Source organism: Veillonella sp. S13054-11 (genome assembly GCF_002959795.1).
Lineage (GTDB): Bacteria > Bacillota > Negativicutes > Veillonellales > Veillonellaceae > Veillonella > Veillonella parvula_E.
This window is the reverse complement of sequence record NZ_PPCY01000005.1, coordinates 12,303-31,636: the sequence shown is the minus strand read 5'-3', so window position 1 is coordinate 31,636 and position 19,334 is coordinate 12,303. Positions and strand designations below refer to the sequence as shown.

Annotated in this window: 13 protein-coding genes; 11 read left to right on the top strand and 2 right to left on the bottom strand. The window is 38.5% G+C overall.

The features are described 5' to 3' along the window. Positions 1-372: 372 nt before the first annotated feature. The 3 genes from nifJ (at position 373) to VPHSUH08_RS05480 (ending at position 7,172) form a co-directional block, all read left to right on the top strand. Positions 373-3,909, top strand: a complete 3,537-nt coding sequence (gene nifJ, locus VPHSUH08_RS05490) for a pyruvate:ferredoxin (flavodoxin) oxidoreductase (protein ID WP_008715037.1) — start codon at positions 373-375, stop codon at positions 3,907-3,909. 257 nt (positions 3,910-4,166) lie between these two features. Next, positions 4,167-5,783 (top strand): methyltransferase regulatory domain-containing protein, encoded by a 1,617-nt coding sequence (locus VPHSUH08_RS05485; RefSeq protein ID WP_058948046.1) that lies wholly within the window; start codon positions 4,167-4,169, stop codon positions 5,781-5,783. A gap of 360 nt (positions 5,784-6,143) precedes the next feature. Then, entirely contained in the window at positions 6,144-7,172 is a 1,029-nt protein-coding gene (locus VPHSUH08_RS05480; protein WP_077707594.1) for a YafY family protein, read from the top strand. 47 nt (positions 7,173-7,219) lie between these two features. Here the strand turns inward: VPHSUH08_RS05480 and putP are convergent, their stop codons facing one another. Further along, positions 7,220-8,707 (bottom strand): sodium/proline symporter PutP, encoded by a 1,488-nt coding sequence (gene putP, locus VPHSUH08_RS05475; protein WP_105086975.1) that lies wholly within the window; start codon positions 8,705-8,707, stop codon positions 7,220-7,222. Positions 8,708-9,023: 316 nt separating this feature from the next. On the opposite strand from putP, the gene recQ reads away from it, so the two are divergent. From recQ to VPHSUH08_RS05450, 5 genes are all read left to right on the top strand, one after another. After that, positions 9,024-10,892 carry a DNA helicase RecQ gene (gene recQ / locus VPHSUH08_RS05470; protein WP_105086974.1) on the top strand — a complete coding sequence of 623 codons (1,869 nt, stop codon included), beginning with the start codon at positions 9,024-9,026 and terminating at the stop codon, positions 10,890-10,892. A 125-nt stretch (positions 10,893-11,017) separates the two neighbouring features. Next, entirely contained in the window at positions 11,018-11,809 is a 792-nt protein-coding gene (locus tag VPHSUH08_RS05465) for a thymidylate synthase (protein ID WP_058948043.1), read from the top strand. A 131-nt stretch (positions 11,810-11,940) separates the two neighbouring features. Beyond that, on the top strand, positions 11,941-12,435 hold the full coding sequence (locus VPHSUH08_RS05460; RefSeq protein WP_008715045.1) for a dihydrofolate reductase: 495 nt from the start codon (positions 11,941-11,943) through the stop codon (positions 12,433-12,435). Next, positions 12,432-14,744, top strand: a complete 2,313-nt coding sequence (locus VPHSUH08_RS05455; RefSeq protein WP_058948042.1) for a Tex family protein — start codon at positions 12,432-12,434, stop codon at positions 14,742-14,744. The genes VPHSUH08_RS05460 and VPHSUH08_RS05455 overlap by 4 nt, the downstream gene beginning before the upstream one ends. 262 nt (positions 14,745-15,006) lie before the next feature. After that, a complete protein-coding gene (locus tag VPHSUH08_RS05450) occupies positions 15,007-16,491 on the top strand; it encodes an aldehyde dehydrogenase family protein (RefSeq protein WP_105086973.1) in 1,485 nt (494 codons plus the stop codon). Between the two features lie 62 nt (positions 16,492-16,553). On the opposite strand, the gene VPHSUH08_RS05445 is transcribed toward VPHSUH08_RS05450, so the two are convergent. Then, positions 16,554-17,129, bottom strand: a complete 576-nt coding sequence (locus VPHSUH08_RS05445; protein ID WP_058948040.1) for a hypothetical protein — start codon at positions 17,127-17,129, stop codon at positions 16,554-16,556. A 303-nt stretch (positions 17,130-17,432) separates the two neighbouring features. Here VPHSUH08_RS05445 and VPHSUH08_RS05440 point away from each other — a divergent pair, with 303 nt between their 5' ends. From VPHSUH08_RS05440 to VPHSUH08_RS05430, 3 genes are all read left to right on the top strand, one after another. Then, positions 17,433-18,383, top strand: a complete 951-nt coding sequence (locus VPHSUH08_RS05440; protein WP_105086972.1) for a hypothetical protein — start codon at positions 17,433-17,435, stop codon at positions 18,381-18,383. A 21-nt stretch (positions 18,384-18,404) separates the two neighbouring features. Continuing rightward, the gene (locus tag VPHSUH08_RS05435; RefSeq protein ID WP_004695318.1) at positions 18,405-18,797 is read left to right on the top strand and encodes a hypothetical protein; all 393 of its coding nucleotides are present in this window, start codon (positions 18,405-18,407) and stop codon (positions 18,795-18,797) included. Between the two features lie 105 nt (positions 18,798-18,902). Next, positions 18,903-19,331 (top strand): hypothetical protein, encoded by a 429-nt coding sequence (locus VPHSUH08_RS05430; RefSeq protein ID WP_004695321.1) that lies wholly within the window; start codon positions 18,903-18,905, stop codon positions 19,329-19,331. Positions 19,332-19,334 lie beyond the last annotated feature (3 nt).

Here is a 19,334-nt window from a genome sequence, read left to right as displayed (position 1 = left end):
AAATAAAACTTGGTTATAGGACGTGACCTAACTAAATGAGAATAGTTATTACTGTAATGCAATTAGCTATTACTTTATGTAAAGCATGGATAGCAATATTGGCAAAGCGACAGTCACTGTATGTGTTGCGTTGATAGGGCCCAGCACGTTATAATTAGCATATAGGGCTATATCAAGTTATGATATTAGGAATTATGGTTGTGCCCATCACAAAAAAGTATGCTCACACATAATGCCATATTATATATAACATATATATTATTGCATTATTTTTTCATGTGCGCAAGTTTGTAATGGTTGTTATTCCTAAACATAATGATAGATTAAGCAAGTGTTCTATTTTTGCTAAATGCTTAAGGAGGCAATAATCACATGAGTCGTAAATTTAAAACTATGGACGGCAACCAAGCGGCTGCTCACGTTTCTTATGGTTTTACAGAAGTTGCTGCGATTTATCCAATCACTCCATCTTCTCCAATGCCAGAACACATTGATGAATGGGCTGCATCTGGTCGAAAAAACATCTTCGGCAACACTGTTCAAGTTGTAGAAATGCAATCTGAAGCAGGTGCTGCTGCTGCAACCCACGGTTCTTTACAAGCTGGTGCATTAACAACAACTTTCACATCTTCCCAAGGTTTGTTATTGATGCTTCCTAACTTATATAAAGTAGCAGGTGAATTACTTCCAGGTGTATTCCAAGTAGCTGCTCGTGCATTGGCTGCACATGCTTTGGCTATCTTTGGTGACCACCAAGACGTAATGGCTGCTCGTGCAGCTGGCTGTGCTATGTTAGCTGAATCCTCTGTACAAGAAGTAATGGACTTGTCCGCTGTAGCTCATTTGACAGCTATTAAAACTCGCGTGCCTTTCATCAACTTCTTTGATGGTTTCCGTACATCCCACGAAATTCAAAAAATTCAAATCTGGGACTATGAAGATTTAAAACCATTAGTTGACATGGATGCTGTTAAAGCTTTCCGTAAAAATGCTTTAAATCCAGATGCTCCTGTAACTCGTGGTACTGCAGAAAACCCTGACGTTTACTTCCAACATCGTGAAGCATCCAATAAATTCTACTTGAACGTTCCTGACGTTGTAGAACACTACATGAACGAAGTTAACAAATTGGCAGGTACTAACTACCAATTGTTCAACTACCATGGTGCTCCTGATGCTACTGACGTTGTTGTAACTATGGGCTCTTCCGCTCAAGTTGTAGAATCCACTGTGGATTACCTCAACAAATTGGGCCGCAAAGTTGGTTTTATCAACGTTCATTTGTTCCGCCCATTCGCAACAGATCGTTTGTTGAAAGCTCTTCCTAAAACTGTAGAACGCATTGCAGTTCTTGACCGTACTAAAGAACCAGGTGCTTTGGCTGAACCATTGTTCTTAGACGTACAAGCAGCTGTAGTTGACGGTGGCCGTAATGTAAAAGTTATCGCTGGTCGTTATGGTTTGAGCTCCAAAGACGTTATCCCTGCAGATATCGTTGCTGTATTCGATAACTTAGCTGCTGAAAATGGCAAGAAATTCTTCACATTGGGTATCAATGATGATGTTACATTCTTGTCCTTAGATCGTGCTGAAGGCGTAGAAGTTGAAACTCCTGGTTTGACTGAATGTAAATTCTGGGGCTTCGGTTCTGACGGTACTGTAGGTGCGAATAAATCCGCTATCAAAATCATCGGTGACCACACTGATATGTATGCTCAAGCATACTTTGACTACGACTCCAAAAAATCTGGTGGCGTAACAATGTCTCACCTTCGTTTTGGTAAAAACCCAATCAACTTGCCTTACTTGATTACTGAACCTCAATTCGTAGCATGTCACCGTCAATCTTATGTACATGAATACGACTTGATTCGCGGCATCAAAAAAGGCGGTACATTCTTATTGAACTGTACTTGGTCTCCTGAAGAATTGGATGAACATTTACCTGCTAAATTACGTCGTCAAATCGCAGAAAAAGAATTGAACTTCTACATCATCAATGCTGCGAAAATCGCTTCCGAAATCGGTTTGGGCGGTCGTATCAACATGGTAACGCAAGCTGCATTCTTCAAATTGACTGAAATCATCCCTGTAGATGATGCTGTTAAATACCTTAAAGAATCCGTAGTAACTTCTTACGGTAAAAAAGGTCAAAATATCGTTGACATGAACAATGCTGCTATCGATCAAGGTGTTAACGCTTTGGTAAAAGTAGATGTTCCTGCTAGCTGGAAAGACGCAGTAGATGATGGCAATCATGCAGTTAAACCTGGTTGCGAATCTTGCCCATCCTTCGTTCAAAATATTGCACAACCAATCAATGCACAAGCTGGTTATGATCTTCCTGTATCCACATTCTCTGGCTATGAAGATGGTACATTACCTGCTGGTACTGCTAAATTCGAAAAACGCGGTCCTGCATTGTTCGTTCCAAAATGGTTGCCTGAAAACTGTATTCAATGTAACCAATGTTCCTTCGTATGTCCTCATGCTACAATTCGCCCAATTTTGGCAACTGAAGCAGAAGTGGCTGCGGCTCCAGAACATTTCGATACAATCCCTGCATTGGGCGCTAAAGACCTTCAATTCCGTATCGCTGTATCCCCATTAGATTGCTTGGGTTGCGGTAACTGTGTTGATATTTGTCCAGCTCCTAAGGGCAAAGCTATCGTGATGACATCCATCGATACTGAAATCGAACAAGCTGAAGCTTGGAACTATGGTGTTAACCTTCCTGTAAAAGAAAACCCTATGAAAAAGGAAACTGTTAAGGGTTCCCAATTTGAACAACCATTGTTCGAATTCTCCGGTGCTTGTGCAGGTTGTGGTGAAACTCCTTATGCTAAATTGTTAACTCAATTGTTCGGTGACCGTATGATGATTGCCAATGCGACTGGTTGTTCCTCTATTTGGGGTGCTTCCATGCCTGCATCTCCATACACAACTAACCAACAAGGTCATGGTCCTTCTTGGGCAAACTCTTTGTTCGAAGATAATGCTGAGTATGGTTATGGTATGTACATCGGCGTTAAGAAAATCCGCCAACAATTAGTAGAATTGGCTTCTAAAGCAGTTGAAACTGCTACTGGCGAATTGAAAGAAGCTTTAGAACAATGGATTGAATTTGCTAACCTTGGTGCAGCTACTCGTCAACGTTCCGAACGTTTAGTGGCAGCTATCGAAGCTGAAGGCGCTACAACTCCTGAATTGAAAGAAATTCTTGAGAAAAAACAATTCTTAATCAAACGTTCCCACTGGATCTTCGGTGGTGACGGTTGGGCATACGATATCGGCTTCGGTGGTGTTGACCATGTATTAGCTTCTGGCGAAGACATCAACATCTTCGTATTCGATACAGAAGTATATTCCAACACTGGTGGTCAAGCTTCCAAATCCACTAATGTAGCAGCAGTTGCACAATTCGCAGCTTCTGGTAAACGTACTAAGAAGAAAGACCTTGGCATGATGGCTATGTCTTATGGTTATGTATACGTAGCACAAGTAGCTATGGGTGCAGATAAAAACCAATTGATGAAAGCTGTTGCAGAAGCTGAAGCATATCCAGGTCCATCCTTGATTATCGCTTACAGCCCATGTATCAACCATGGTATCAAAGCTGGTATGGGTAAAGCTCAAGAAGAACAACGTAAAGCTGTTGCAGCTGGTTACTGGGATCTTTACAGATACAACCCTCAACTTAAAGAAGAAGGTAAAAATCCATTCTCCTTGGATTCCAAAGAACCAACTGAAAGCTTCCAAGACTTCCTTAAAGGTGAAGTTCGTTACGCTTCCTTGGCTAAAGCTGCTCCAGATGTGGCAGAAGAATTGTTCGCTAAAACTGAACAAGATGCTAAAGAACGTCGCTTAAGCTATGTTCGTTTACAAAAAGGTTTTGAAGACGTAAAATAATTCGTTATTTAACGACTGAAAACTATATGAGGCACCCTTTCGAGGGTGCCTCTTTTGTATGTAAATTTAGTTTTCTAAATATCATATTAAGTATCTTCCATAAATCAGTTATAGTGCTAGTTGCTATTGTATTACTTACGTATTAACTGCTTAAAACATAGGTAATATACTAGGAATTTGGTATAATGATAAGGAGTCATGCATAATTTTAGTAATACATATTTTGGATAATTCTAATATTAAATATAGAGGTACATATGGCTAAGGATAATACACAAATGACAACGGAAGACATGCAACAAACGATATATAAAGAGTTAGGCTATAAATCCTATCCATTTCCTTTTACGACGCCGGCCTATTTAGAAGCGTATGGTGCTCTTGTAGGGCTAAATACTCCACCTGCGAAGACAGCTCGCGTTCTTGAACTAGGTGCTACTTATGGCGGTAATATTATTTCTCAAGCCGTATTTAATCCAGAGGCGACCTTTGTAGGTATTGAGCTTTCACAAGACCAAGTAGAGAAGGGCAATCAAATCATCAGTGATGCCAAACTAGATAATGTATCCTTGATACAAGGAAACATCTTGAATTTTGAGGAATCGATGGGGACCTTCGATTACATTATTGCCCATGGATTCTACTCTTGGATTAGTGATGAAATGAAGGATAAATTGCTCAATATTATTTCTAATCATTTGGCGGATAATGGTATTGCCTATGTGTCGTACAATACGTATCCAGGCTGGCATACTATGGAAGAGGTTCGTCAGCTTATGCTATTTGCTAATCGTGAACAAGATAATTTGACTCATAAGGAAAAGGTATTGCGCGGGAAGACCGTAGGTAGTCTTGTGGGTGCTCAGATTCTTAACTATGATAATCTTAAAGAACGAAATAGTAAATTCCTTGGTGCATTGCGCTCTGTTATGCAAAAGGATGACTATTATGTAGGTCATGACCATTTAGAACCTCATAATGATCCATGCTATTTCTATCAATTCAATGACCACTTGAAAGCGCATAATCTTGCTTATGTATGTGATGCAGATCTTACACTATCTATGGTTCGTACCTATGATGAAAGTATTGCAGATAAATTAGAGCAATTGGCACCTAATAGCCAAGCGGATCAAGAACAATATTTAGATTTTATATTAGATACAACATTCCGCAAGTCGATTATTTGTAAAGCTAGCGTTGCAAAAGATATCAACTTTGCTGTTGCAAATCCGGCTGAAGTGAATACAATTCCTGTACGTACTATTGTAAATAGCTTTGTTTTCCAAATTCTCTTTGATGAGGAAGCACTAGAAATGTTTGAAAATGTACTCGTAAGAGATACCTTCCAAGCGCTTATTAAAGATGGTGGTACGTTCAATATGATCGAGGCTCTAGCTATTTTAAAAGCAGCTCATGAGGCAGCTCATGCATCTGATGATGAATTAGAACCTGCTGTATGTAGCTTGTATCGTGCTGTAGTAGAGCATATGGTACGTGGTGGTATTCGCTTTTATAAAACATTCCCTGTAAAAGAAGAGTATATGGAGGGCTTATCTTATATACCTGCCCGTTTTACAAACTTTGTAAAAGCTATTGTTCATGGTGGCAGTGAATATATGTATGGAGCAGATATGTTCAATGATGCTATTGGTGATATTTCTGAAGAGGATTTATTATTTATGGAGTTGTTGAACAAACCAAAAGCGAAATCTACGGTAATTAAAAAGATTAAAGAGGCTCTCTTTAGTGCAGATCAGTCTCAAACTACAAAGCATCAAAATGCCATGGCTGAAGCTTTTTATAATGAATTAACAACGCGTATGGAACAATTAGGCTTTATTAGAAGTAAGAAAACAGGTAGTATTTCCTAAGTGATAGCTCCCTTTATTTGATTCTGTTGCTATGGGGCTGTATTATATTCTGCTGATTTTATAGCTAAAATAGAAACCCGTTACACTTATAACATATATATGTATTAAGTGTTAACGGGTTTTGTTTTATATAATTAAATTTACTTTTATTTTATATTTATTACTTTTAGTTATTTTATATTGCTGAAAAAGTATAGTAAATCGATAATTTTAATGAGGAAAAAATGAACCGTTCATGAAAGTATGGTATAATGTGTTTGGGTATTTTGTAAATATCATCCGATGTGTTGTGGATGATTCTATAAATTGTATTAGTTGATAAAGTTGTATTAATTGTATTATTTGTAAAAGGAGTCTTTTATGGCATCTAAAAAGGCAGTTCTAGTATACATACTAGAAATCCTGAAAGACGAAACAGATGCTAATCATACGTTATCTCAAGAGGAGATTCGCAGTATATTAGCCGAACGGTACGAGGTATCCGTCGATCGGAAAACCTTAGGCCGTCATTTAAATGATTTATATGAATCTGGAGATTTTGGTATTCAATGTGAAGAGTCTGCTGTGGGAGCAGATGGCACCATTCGACGTACTGATTTCTATATGATTCATACCTTTGAAGATTCTGAATTGCGGTTATTGATTGATGGTATATTGGCATCTCGCCATATTACTGCATCTCAACGTAAAGATTTAATCGGGCGTGTTGCAAAATTGGGGAGCTCCTATTTTAAGCCTCATGGTATTGATATTGAAAGTAATACGGAGTACCTTCATAGAAGCCAAGATTTATTTCTTAATATTGATCTCATAGAAGAAGCAATACAAAAGGGTAGAAAAATTTCGTTGGCCTATTGCCAACCAGATGTGGATAAGCGATTACACATTAATCTTGGGCCAGATCATAAGGAACGGAAGTATGTATTTAACCCATTCCAACTAGTAATGAATCGGGGACATTATTACTTGGTGGGGAATCACGAAAATTATGATGACATGTCTACATTACGTGTCGATCGAATTGCACATATTACGGTGCTAAATGAACGTAGAAAACCTTTACGGGAGATAAAGGGATACCAACAACAACGTACCTTTAACGTGTCACAATACGTAAAGGAACATATTTATATGTTCGGCGGTGAATCTATTACTGTTACGTTTAAAGCTAAACGGTCCATCGTAAATCAAATTTTAGATTGGTTTGATGGCAATGTAGAGTTTACGAATATAACAGCCGATAATGTTGTATGTCGTGTACGTGTTAATCATGACGCCTTTAAATATTGGGCGCTCCAATATATGCAAAGTGTAAAAGTGCTTACTCCAGCCTCTTTAGTGACAGAGGTAAAAGCCGCAATTGAGGAAGGTTTACACCAATACTCATAAATAAAAAGCTAGTTGATCGATGAATCAACTAGCTTTTTTATATTTCCTTATAGAACGTGCATTTTTTCTGCTTCTCTATAGTCTTTTAGAACCGGACGTGGAGGCAATTTACCCATGAGGCTCACAATATAGATTGCGATAGAAGAGAAGATGAAGCCTGGCACAATTTCGTATAGGCCAAAGAATCCAAATTGTTTCCAAATGAGTACTGTCAAACCACCTACAACAATACCAGCGATACAGCCGTGACGCGTCATGCGCTTCCAGAACAAAGAGAACAAGATGGCCGGACCGAAGGCTGCGCCGAAGCCTGCCCAAGCATAGGCTACCATTGTCAAAATATAGCTGTCTGGGTCCATTGCCATATAGATGGCAATCAATGCCACTAGAAGTACTACGATACGGCTTACTAATACAAGCTCTTTATCGCTTGCTTTTGGATGGATGATATTAGCATAGAAGTCATTAGAAATAGCAGAGGCTGTTACTAATAATTGAGCAGATGCGGTACTCATAATAGCGGCCAATACAGCAGACCAGATAAGGCCTGCTACAAATGGAGTAAAGAGCCGTTCAGTCATGATGAGAAATATTGTTTCCGCATCAGTGCCTACTAACTTATCTGGCAGCATGTAAACATGACCGATGAGACCTACTGCAATAGCTGCCATAAGGGATAAGATAACCCATACCATGGCGATGTTCGTAGATTTTTTAAGTTCTTTCGCATCAGAGATAGCCATGAAGCGCACTAAAATGTGTGGTTGACCGAAGTAGCCAAGACCCCAACCAAGAGAAGAAATTAGGCCGATAGCCCAAGTAAACCAATCAGACGGATTACCAAACAAGCTAAGTCCTTGTGGGAACTCATGTTGGATGAGCTGGAATGTTTCTATAAGGCCACCCATGTACATGGCTGCTGTAATTGGTACTGCCAAGATGGCAAAGAACATTAATGCGCCTTGAATACAGTCTGTCCAAGATACGGCGAGGAATCCGCCAAGGAAGGTATAGAATACGACGATACCAGCTGTGATAAAGAGGGATACGGTGTAATCAAGACCGAAGATAGTATTGAACAATTTGCCCCCTGCCACGAAGCCTGATGATGTATAAATCAAGAAGAAAATCAAGATAAATAAGGCGGAAATGACAGCTACCGAATGAGACTGATCGTGGAAACGATTCTTTAAATAATCCGGTAAGGTCAAACTGTCACTGGCTACCTCGGTATGGTTGCGCAGGCGTCTAGAAACGAATTTCCAGTTGGCCCATGTGCCTAATGTGAGGCCTACGGCAATCCACACACCAGAAATCCCCGTAGTATACGCTAGGCCCGGCACACCCATGAGCATCCAACCACTCATATCTGATGCTTCCGCACTAAGTGCTGTAATCCATGGTCCTAATTGTCGGCCACCGAGGATGTAATCACCAATGCTGTTCGATTTACGATAATAGTAGACCCCGATATACATCATGAGTCCTAGATATAAGGCAAAGGCGATAATAATCATTAAGTTGTCTTGTGTCATGCCTATATAAGACCTCCTTAGGTTCTAGTTATATTCTATAGTATAGTAAATAATTTTTATTGTACCACATATTAGTACTTTAGAGGGTAAAAAATTGGTGATATCAATAAGATTCCTATATTAATTTAGGCTATATATTTTAGAGATACGCATTAGCTGATTACTTATGAAATCATATATTAATAAGCCCCATACCGAATGAAATATGATAAAATAAAAGAATGAAAAAACGATATTTCGTATTGAGTGTACGAAATATTTGTCAGTAGTAATCGAAATTAATACTTATATTTCTGGAACGTGAAAGGAGGACCCTATGGAACAACAGGTAGGCGGAAAACAAGATGTATCTAGACAACATCAAGTTGTGACGAAACAACAAGCATTGCGCATGTTGGAGACCTACTTTGGGTATACCTCCTTTAGACCAGCTCAAGAGGCTCCTATTGCATCCTTGTTGCGGAATGAAGATGTAATTGGAATCATGCCGACAGGGGCTGGGAAGTCTATCTGTTTCCAGATACCTGCGCTCTGTAAGGCGGGCTTGACTATTGTGTTTTCTCCTCTCATTTCTCTTATGAAAGACCAAGTGGATGGTCTCTTGGTGCAGAATATACCAGCAGCGCTCATCAATAGTACACTTACACAATCTGAGTTTAATAAGACCATGTACGAAGTACGTAGTGGTAAGATTAAACTCTTATATATTGCACCAGAGCGGTTGAGCTCTAATTTTTTCTGTAATGTACTGCGAGCGTTACCGATTGCTCAAGTCATTGTGGACGAGGCTCATTGTATCTCTGAGTGGGGTCATGATTTTAGACCGTCTTATCGCCTTATCGGTGAGTGGCTCAATTCATTGCCAAAGAGACCTATCGTGGGGGCTTTCACAGCGACGGCGACGAAATATGTAGAAAACGATATAAAAAAATTATTAGGCCTAGATAAGGCTAATGTATACGTGACGGGTTTTGATCGGCCTAATTTATCCTTCTCTGTTATCCGTACACCAAAGCGGATGGATTACGCTGTTCATTATGTGCGTCAGCACGCCAATGAAAATGGTATTATCTACTGTGCAACGCGCAAGGATGTAGATCGTGTGTATGAAAATTTAACCCGTGCGGGCATCAAAGCGGGCCATTACCATGGGGGGCTCAACGACGAGGTGCGCCGTGAAATGCAGAATGCCTACGCAGACGATAAATTGCAGGTTATGGTGGCTACCAATGCCTTTGGTATGGGCATTGATAAAAGTAATGTACGTTATGTGCTACATTATCAAATGCCGCGTAATATGGAATCCTATTATCAGGAGGCAGGACGAGCTGGCCGTGATGGGGCACCTGCTGAATGTATCTTGCTTTATAGTGGGCAGGATGTACAGGTTCATAAGTATTTAATTGAACAGTCCATTGAAACGCCTGAGCGACAAGATGTGGAGTTACGCAAATTGCAGTCTATGATTGATTACTGTTTCTGTAGTAATTGCTTGCGTAAATATATGCTTAATTACTTTGGTGAAAGCACCGTTTGGACAACCTGTGATAATTGTAGCTCTTGTAAGGGGGCTACTGATAAGGTCAATGTTACGAAAGAAGCAAAGGCTATTTTCCGTGCCATCATGGGCACCGATGAGCGATATGGGGCATCAATGATAACCTCTATTGTCCGCGGGGATCGAACGGATCGGATTATGCGTGCAGGCCATGATGCATTGCCAGTCTTTGGCTTACTGAGTAATGTAGATGAAAAGTCAATTAAAGGGCTTATCCAACAGTTTGTAGCATCTGGATACTTACGTAGCTCTACAGGTAAATATCCTGTATTATCCTTAACGGCTGGTGCAGAGGAAGTGTTAGCCGGTCGCAAAGAGGTGGAGGAAATTAGACAACATGTGTCTGTGCCTTCTCGCACTAGTAAGTCTGCTGTTTCAGTGGTGCGAGGAAAATCCAGCTCTACATCGGGCGGCTTATTTGAACATTTACGGCAACATCGCAAACGCTTGGCAGAAAAAGCGGGTCTTAGGCCGTATCTTATCTTCCCTGATACAGTACTCATAGATTTGGCAAATTTACGACCTACTACATTAGGTGAGTTTGGCAATGTTAAAGGCGTAGGGGAAGCAAAATTAAAAAAATATGGACTTACCTTTTTACAGGCCATTGCAGAATATAAGGGATAATAAATTTTCCTGTATATATGGTAGTACTGTATATTTTTTAGTATGATAGTACTATATATTTTAGTAAGATTATCAAGATATACATTAGTATTTTTTGCTTATTATAAATAGATCTAGGGGGATAAATGAGCTTAGCAGATACACAATACCTCGGTATTATTGAAAATATTTTAGATCATGGCATTTATGGTCAAAATCGCACAGGCATTGCAACGTACAAATTGCCTCAACAAATCATGCAATTTGACTTGCAAGAGGAATTTCCAATTTTAACCACTAAATTTGTAGCTTTCAAAACAGCTGTAAAAGAATTATTGTGGATTTGGCAAATGCAGTCCAATGACGTGCGCAAATTGCAAGAAATGAATGTGCACGTATGGGATGAATGGATGCGTGAAGATGGTACTATTGGTAAAGCATACGGCTATCAAATTGCGAAGTACAAACAACTAGATAAGCTCATCAAAACGATTAAAGAAGATCCTGATAGCCGCCGAATGATTGTAACCCTTTGGAATATTGAAGATTTAGATGATATGGCGTTGCAACCATGTGCGTATGAAACCTTATGGGATGTAGGGGATGGTTACTTGAACTGCATGCTCATCCAACGCAGTGGCGACATGGGGCTTGGCGTCCCATTTAACACGGCTCAATATGCGGCATTACAATGTATGATTGCTCAAGTAACCGGTCTAAAACCAGGTAAATTTACACATGTTATCAACAATGCTCACATCTATGAAAATCACGTAGATGCATTGCGTGAGCAATTAGCACGTCGTGAACAAGCGTTGCCTGCTCCTAAAATTATTGTGAATCCTGAGGTAAAAGACTTCTATGACTTCACACCAGAGGACATTACCTTAGATGGATATGAACATTTAGGTAAATTATCCATGACTGTTGCTGTATAGCATTGTATTCATGACAATTGTTAAATAGCATAATATGTATGGCTATTGATATATAGTATTGTGTTCATAGCCATTGCTAAATAGTATAATTTATGACTGTTGCCATATAGTATTAACTGAAAGAGGGCAGTATGTTAGCATTAATCGTAGCCGTAGCACATAATCGTGTAATCGGTAAAGATAATACTTTGATTTGGCATTTGCCAAATGATTTGAAATTCTTTAAGGAAAAAACAACAGGACATGTTATTATCATGGGCCGTAAGACCTTTGAAAGCTTACCGTTCTTGTTGCCAAATCGTGAGCATTGGGTAATTACTCGTGATAAAGGCTTTGATGCACCAGAAGGTGTTAAGATTTTCCATAACCCTGAGGCGGCTGCTGAAGCCGCACGTGCGCTTGATGCGGCCTACGTTATTGGTGGCGCTCAAGTATACGAAGCTTTTCTACCTTATGTAGATACTATGTATATCACTGAAGTAGACCATGAATTTGATGGAGATGCATTTTTCCCTGAATTCTCAGAGGATGCTTTCACCATCGAATCCGTTGTAGACGGCATTGTGGATGAAAAGAATCAATATCCTCATCGTTTTGTAACCTATCGCAGAAAGGCAGCTAAATGAGTGAAAGAATGTTTGCCATTATCGGCAGTGAATTAAATGTTAAGCCAAAGCAGGTGCAAGCTGCCGTAGAATTGTTGGACGAAGGCAATACAGTACCATTTATTGCACGGTATCGTAAAGAGGTAACGGGCGAATTGCAAGATGAGCAATTGCGCACCATCGAAGAACGCATTAAATACTTGCGCAACTTAGAAACACGTCGCCAAGAAATCATTGCTTCTATTACAGAGCAAGAAAAGATGACAGACGAGTTGATGAAGTCTTTGGAAGCTGCTACAAAGCTACAAGAGTTAGAGGATTTGTATTTACCGTACCGTCCAAAGAAACGTACGCGTGCTATGATTGCCCGTGAACGTGGATTAGAGCCATTGGCTGATATGATTATCAACGATACGGTTACCTCTGGAGATCCGTTAGAGATTGCAAAAGAATACATAACAGAAGAGGTTCCTACGCCAGAGGATGCCATACAAGGCGCTTCTGATATAGTAGCGGAAATCGTCAGTGATAGTGCAGACTTCCGGGCGTACTTGCGTAAGAAGATGTGGAATGAAGGCTTTATTCAAGCTGAATTGAGCGGTGAAGAGGAAGAACAACAACAATTCTTGCAATACGCTGAATATGCTGAGCCTGTACGTCAAATGCCGTCCCATCGTATTTTGGCGGTTAATCGCGGCGAAAAATTAGGTGCTTTGAAATTGGCGCTCACCGTACCAGGTGACACCTATGTTGCTTATATGTTACAAAAGTTAGAGAAAAATCCGAAGTCAATCTTCGTAGAGTATAAAGCGGCTGCTGTAGCTGATGCGTACAAACGTCTTATTTTCCCAGCTTTAGAGCGTGAAATCCGCAATGAATTGACGGAAAAAGCCGATGAGCAAGCTATCAAGGTGTTTGGTGTAAATCTCAAAAATCTATTGTTACAACCACCATTGGCCGGACATGTTATCATGGGCCTTGACCCTGGTTACCGTACTGGCTGTAAAATGGCGATTATCGATCAACAAGGCAATGTGCTCGATTACGGTGCGTACTATTTAACAAATAGTGAAAAGCTTCGCAAGGAAGCTCAAAAGGTATTGGCTGATAAAATCCGTAAGTTTAAGGTTACTCTTTTATCTATCGGTAATGGTACTGCATCCTATGAAACAGAGCAATTTGCGTCTACTATGATTGAAGAGGAACAATTAGATTGCCACTATATCATTACTAATGAAGCGGGCGCATCTGTGTACTCAGCATCTAAATTGGCTATCGATGAGTTACCAGATTTAGACGTTACCATTCGAGGTGCCGTATCTATTGCACGCCGTGTACAAGATCCATTGGCTGAATCTGTTAAAATCGATCCTAAATCTATCGGCGTAGGTCAATATCAACATGATGTAAATCAAAAACAATTGACACATACCTTAGACCAAGTAGTTGAAACTGTAGTAAACCACGTTGGGGTAGAGCTAAATACTGCATCTCCAGCTATCTTGCAACATGTTGCAGGCATTTCTAGTGCGGTGGCTAAAAATATTGTTGCATACCGTCAAGAGAATGGTGTGTTTAAAAGCCGTAAGGAATTGCTAAAAGTACCTCGTTTAGGCCCTGCAGCCTTTACACAATGTGCTGGTTTCTTGCGCTTACAACACGGTAAAAATCCACTGGATAATACATCCGTCCATCCAGAGTCTTATGAATTGGCAGAGCGCATCATTGGTGAATTAGGCTTTACCTTAAAAGACTTACAAGATAAATCTCAATTAGAAGCATTGCAAGTAAAATTACCTCTTGTGGATGCCGATAAAATGGCTGCCAAGCTTGATGCGGGCGTGCCGACTGTTCGGGATATCTTGGCGGCTCTTGCAAAACCAGGTCGTGATCCTCGGGAAGATTTACCGGCTCCGCTTACTAGAAAACACGTAGTGAGCCTTGAAGATATCAAGGTCGGTACCGTTGTAAAAGGTACTGTTCATAACGTAGTTGATTTCGGAGCTTTTGTAGACTTTGGGCTTAAAACGAATGGTTTATTACACCGCAGCGAGCTTTGCAATAGCCGTCAACATCCATCAGATGTGCTTGCTGTAGGTGATATTATCGAAGCTCAAATCATTTCTGTTGACGTAAAGCGCAATCGCATCGGTCTGTCTGTAAAAGCATTACAACCAGAAAAACCGAAGAATAACGATAATAACCATAATAGAAATAATAATGGTCAACGTCGAAATAATGATAACCGAAATAACAACCGTAATAATGGCGGACGTCAAAATGATAATCACCATAATGGCTCTCTTAATAATGGGAATCGTCGAAACTGATAATTTCTTAGAAGACTAGTTAATCTACATTAATAGATTTTAAATGATAGTCATTCTTGACTAAAAGTCATTATACCAAAACCCGCACCCTCTATGATTTTAGAGGGTGCGGTTTTTCTATATAGCTAAAAACTATGTATATTAATGCAGAACAGATATATCGAAAATGATATATCTGATTGAAAAAATTAGATATAGGGAGTATGATGAAACCATAGAGGGGAAATTCCCTCAATCATATTCCTAAAGAGGAGGTAATGCAATGAGCTTGAACCTTAAAGAAAGATATGGACTTTTAATTAATAATGAATGGGTAAAGGCATCTGACGGTGCTGAATTTAATGTATATAACCCTGCTAATGGCGAACAACTCGCTATCTGTGCAGAGGCGACGAATGATGATGTTGATAAAGCTGTAGAGGCTGCAACAGAAGCTTTCAAAACATGGAAAAAAGTATCTCAAGTAGAACGTGCCGATTATTTGTTAAAAATTGCGGATGCTATCGATGCGCATAAAGAACATTTGGCGCAAGTTGAAACATACGACAATGGTAAACCTATCCGCGAAACATTGAATGTGGATATTCCACTTGGGGCTGACCATTTCCGTTATTTTGCAGGCGTGCTTCGTTCCGAAGAAGGCTCTGCACAAGTATTTGATGAAAATACATTGAGCCTTATTGTGCGCGAACCAATTGGCGTTGTAGGCCAAGTTGTACCTTGGAACTTCCCATTCCTAATGGCCGCTTGGAAATTGGCTCCAGCTCTTGCAGCAGGATGTACAGTTGTTATTAAACCTTCTAGCCACACATCTCTTAGCTTATTAGAACTTGGTGATATTTTAAAAGAAATCTTGCCGCCAGGTGTTGTAAACATCGTAACTGGTAAAGGTTCTAAATCTGGTCAATATATCCTTGATCATCCTGGTTTTAGCAAACTTGCTTTCACAGGCTCTACAGAGGTAGGTCTAGATGTATATAAAGCAGCATCTGAACGCTTGATTCCTGCCACATTGGAATTAGGTGGTAAATCTGCGAATATCTTCTTTGACGATGCGAACTGGAAACAGGCTCTTGATGGGGCAATGCTTGGTATCCTCTTCAACCAAGGTCAAGTATGCTGCGCAGGTTCCCGTATCTTTGTACAAGATACAATTTATGATAAATTCGTAGCTGAACTTGCCGCACTATTCGATAAGGTAAAAGTCGGGTTGCCTTGGGAAAAATCTACACAACTTGGTTCCTTAATTTACGAAGATCAAGTGAACAAAGTACTTAGCTATGTAGACCTTGCAAAAGAAGAAGGTGCTCGCATTGTAGCCGGTGGTGTACGTGTTACTGATGGCGAACTTGGTAAAGGTTGCTTTGTAAGACCTACACTTATTGTAGATGCTACAAATGATATGCGTGTAGCTCGCGAAGAAATCTTCGGCCCTGTAGCAGTTGTCATCAAATTCCACAGCGAAGAAGAAGTTATTGAACAAGCTAATGACAGCTTATACGGCCTTGGTGGTGGCGTATTTACTCAAAACATCAACCGTGCTATCCGCGTAGCTCGCGGTATCGAAACAGGTCGTATGTGGGTAAATACATATAACTCTATCCCTGCAGGCGCTCCATTTGGCGGTTACAAACAATCCGGTATCGGACGTGAAACTCATAAAGTTATCCTTGAGCACTACACTCAAATGAAAAACATCATCGTAAACTTGAGCGATAAACCATCTGGTTTCTACGATTTAGATTAATAACATATAAACTTCTCCGATGAACTATAACAAAGAGGCACCTCGAAAGAGGTGCCTCTTTATTAATATTGAGATAAACGGAATATTTTTCTATACGCCTCTGGTGCATTAGAACCATCAGAAGGTTTTATAATAACTCTAATATATATATCTTCTTTGAAGTCTGGATATGTTGTTGCATATTCTTTGCAGAATTGATCCATTCGATTGTAAAAATTTGTTACATCTTGGTTTTGTATGGCCGAATAGGGAATAGGCATTTCAATATACAAAGAAGATGTATCGTATGTAGCATAGGATAACTCCTCTTCTGTTATATAGTTTTTCATTAATGGGAATGCAGTTATTAACGGAATGTTGGTTATCAGTATTCGCTCCACTTGTGGTACAACAGGTGCAGAGGTATGCAAGGCTTCAGATATTTCAATGGGCATTTGTGGATATTTGTCAAAGGTGACTTGCCATCTATTGTTCCTATGAGACTCTAAGTGATATGTTAGATTAGGATAATCCTCATTTATATATTGTTGTACCTCATCTTCACTATAATGTGAGAGAAGATGACAACCCGTTGTTAGTATGAGGGATAGTATAATCAGTGGAAATAATATAAATCGTTTTAGGGCAAAAGGTTTCATTGTATATTCCTTTTATACTACTTTAGAAAGTTTAGTAAATCGTAATTGCTTAACAGGCACGTTTAATTTATTGGCGGAATTTTGGAGTACATTTTGGAGTACACTGTTTTAATTATATTATATCTAAATTAAATGTTTACTCATATAGCTGATTAATACCACACAACTCTCAATAAACCATAATAAAGAAGCAGCCCGAAAGAGGCGCCTTTTTTGTACTTAACAATAGTCTATTATATGTAAAAGTATAGGGTATGTTATAATTGTAGTCACATGAAATCGTGTTATTTAGAGAGGGTTATTATGAATTTGAAGAGAGTAATTAAATGGATTGGATATATTGTTGCCATAATGGTAGTGCTTTATATCCTCATATTGGGAGTATTGATATATTTCTTGGCAAGTGGAGACTTTAAAAATAGTCTGATTTATTTAAGTGACCTTCAAGAGAGTGGATTATATTATGGCAATGAAAACCGTAAGATTGCTGATAATGTAGTTGCTGTTCATGAGGTGGATAATAAACTTTATTATATAACTTTAGACGGTATTGGTATTTTTGATGAAAATGTAAGTTTGTTAGATGCTTGGAATAAAGATATTAATAAATATAACACTTTCATTCCTCGGATAGATGCTAAAGAAACGCAATTTAATGTGAGTCTTGATGAGTTATATCCTAATATTTCTAGTCTTGATGAAAGTGATAGAGATATATGGCATGAAATCTTTTTTGATAGTGAGAAACGATATACAGGTCCACACGCTGGATATACTATAAAGCTACCTTTCTATGTATCATATAGAAAGGAAGATATGGTTAAGCATAATGATATAGTAGATCTTTCTACAGGAACTATTATTGGTAAGTATGGTAGTGAGCATATTTATAGAAACAACGCTTATTATAATTTTGAATTCAGAAAATTGACTAAAATTGATTTTTCTCAGAAAACTATATATAGCTATTATTCTGATAGTCTTGATATCGGTCGGTTTAGCAAGAATAATGCAGATGATGAGAGATATGAATCTTATGCACGAAATGAGCTAAATAAAGTAAGAACGAAAGACATAGAGGTATTAACTAATTTACTAAATCAACGATTCATCGTGTTTAATTCCTTTAACGAGTTTTCTGATTTTGATAAAATTACCTTTGAAGCATTAACCATTGATGCAATTAAAAATCGGAAGGCATTGCAGTTAGGGCCGTTAGAAAACCAGACACTTCGTCAGTATTTGAGTCGGTAACCATATAGTGGAAGGTGGAAGATGAATAAACTTGAAATATTAGGATATATTTGGATTTTTATATCTATATCCTTATCTATGGGGTTATATAAACTTGAGATCAGTAAACGTGTCATTGATGAAGAATATGAATATATCAAAAAACATAGAGCTTTTGGCGATTTAACCAAGTATTTAGCAATAATTGCAATTGTAAGTATAGTTCTATTAAATTTTAAATTTCTAATTGACAAAGATTATGTATTTATGGCCCGCTTTGGTGTTGCTTGGGGCGTATTCGTACTTTTTATAATGTGTACAGGTTTTTATCAAAAGCGGAATAGTTTGTATTATAAACGTGGCCTTTTTGCTATTTTTTCTATATTATTTGGTATTGCTGGTTTAGGTTATGCATTAAAGAATATGTTCTTTTAGTAGTAAATATATCAATTCAGATTTTATCAATATAGTGTTGTTTTGTGTGGGCACTTATGGAATGATTTTTAGAAATAAAAAAATGATTAAAGGACAGTATAATTCATGATTCAATTAGATTATCTATTAATTATAGGAATATTGCTTAGTGTTTTGCTTTTTCTTTTGGTTGGCGTATTTTACTATAGTAAATCTAAATTTTTAAAGGGACTCAATATTTGGTTTTTAATAATACTTAGCGTTTTATTAAGTTATTTATTATATCCCTTATATGAACTGACAGATTATAGAGAAGAATTTACGACATTAGTTATTATTGCTGCGATAATCATTAAAATAATTATCAATTTATCTATATTTATGATCACTGATAAAATAAGAACGAAATGGATTTCTAAATTAATTTTGATTCTATGGGTTGTTCTTGTTGAATGCTTGTATATACCTATTCATTTGTCATATCTTGTTTTGTTATGTGTATCAGGTGGAATTGTGTTGATTGAACATTTTAAGGGGAAAAGAAATCCTATTTAGCTT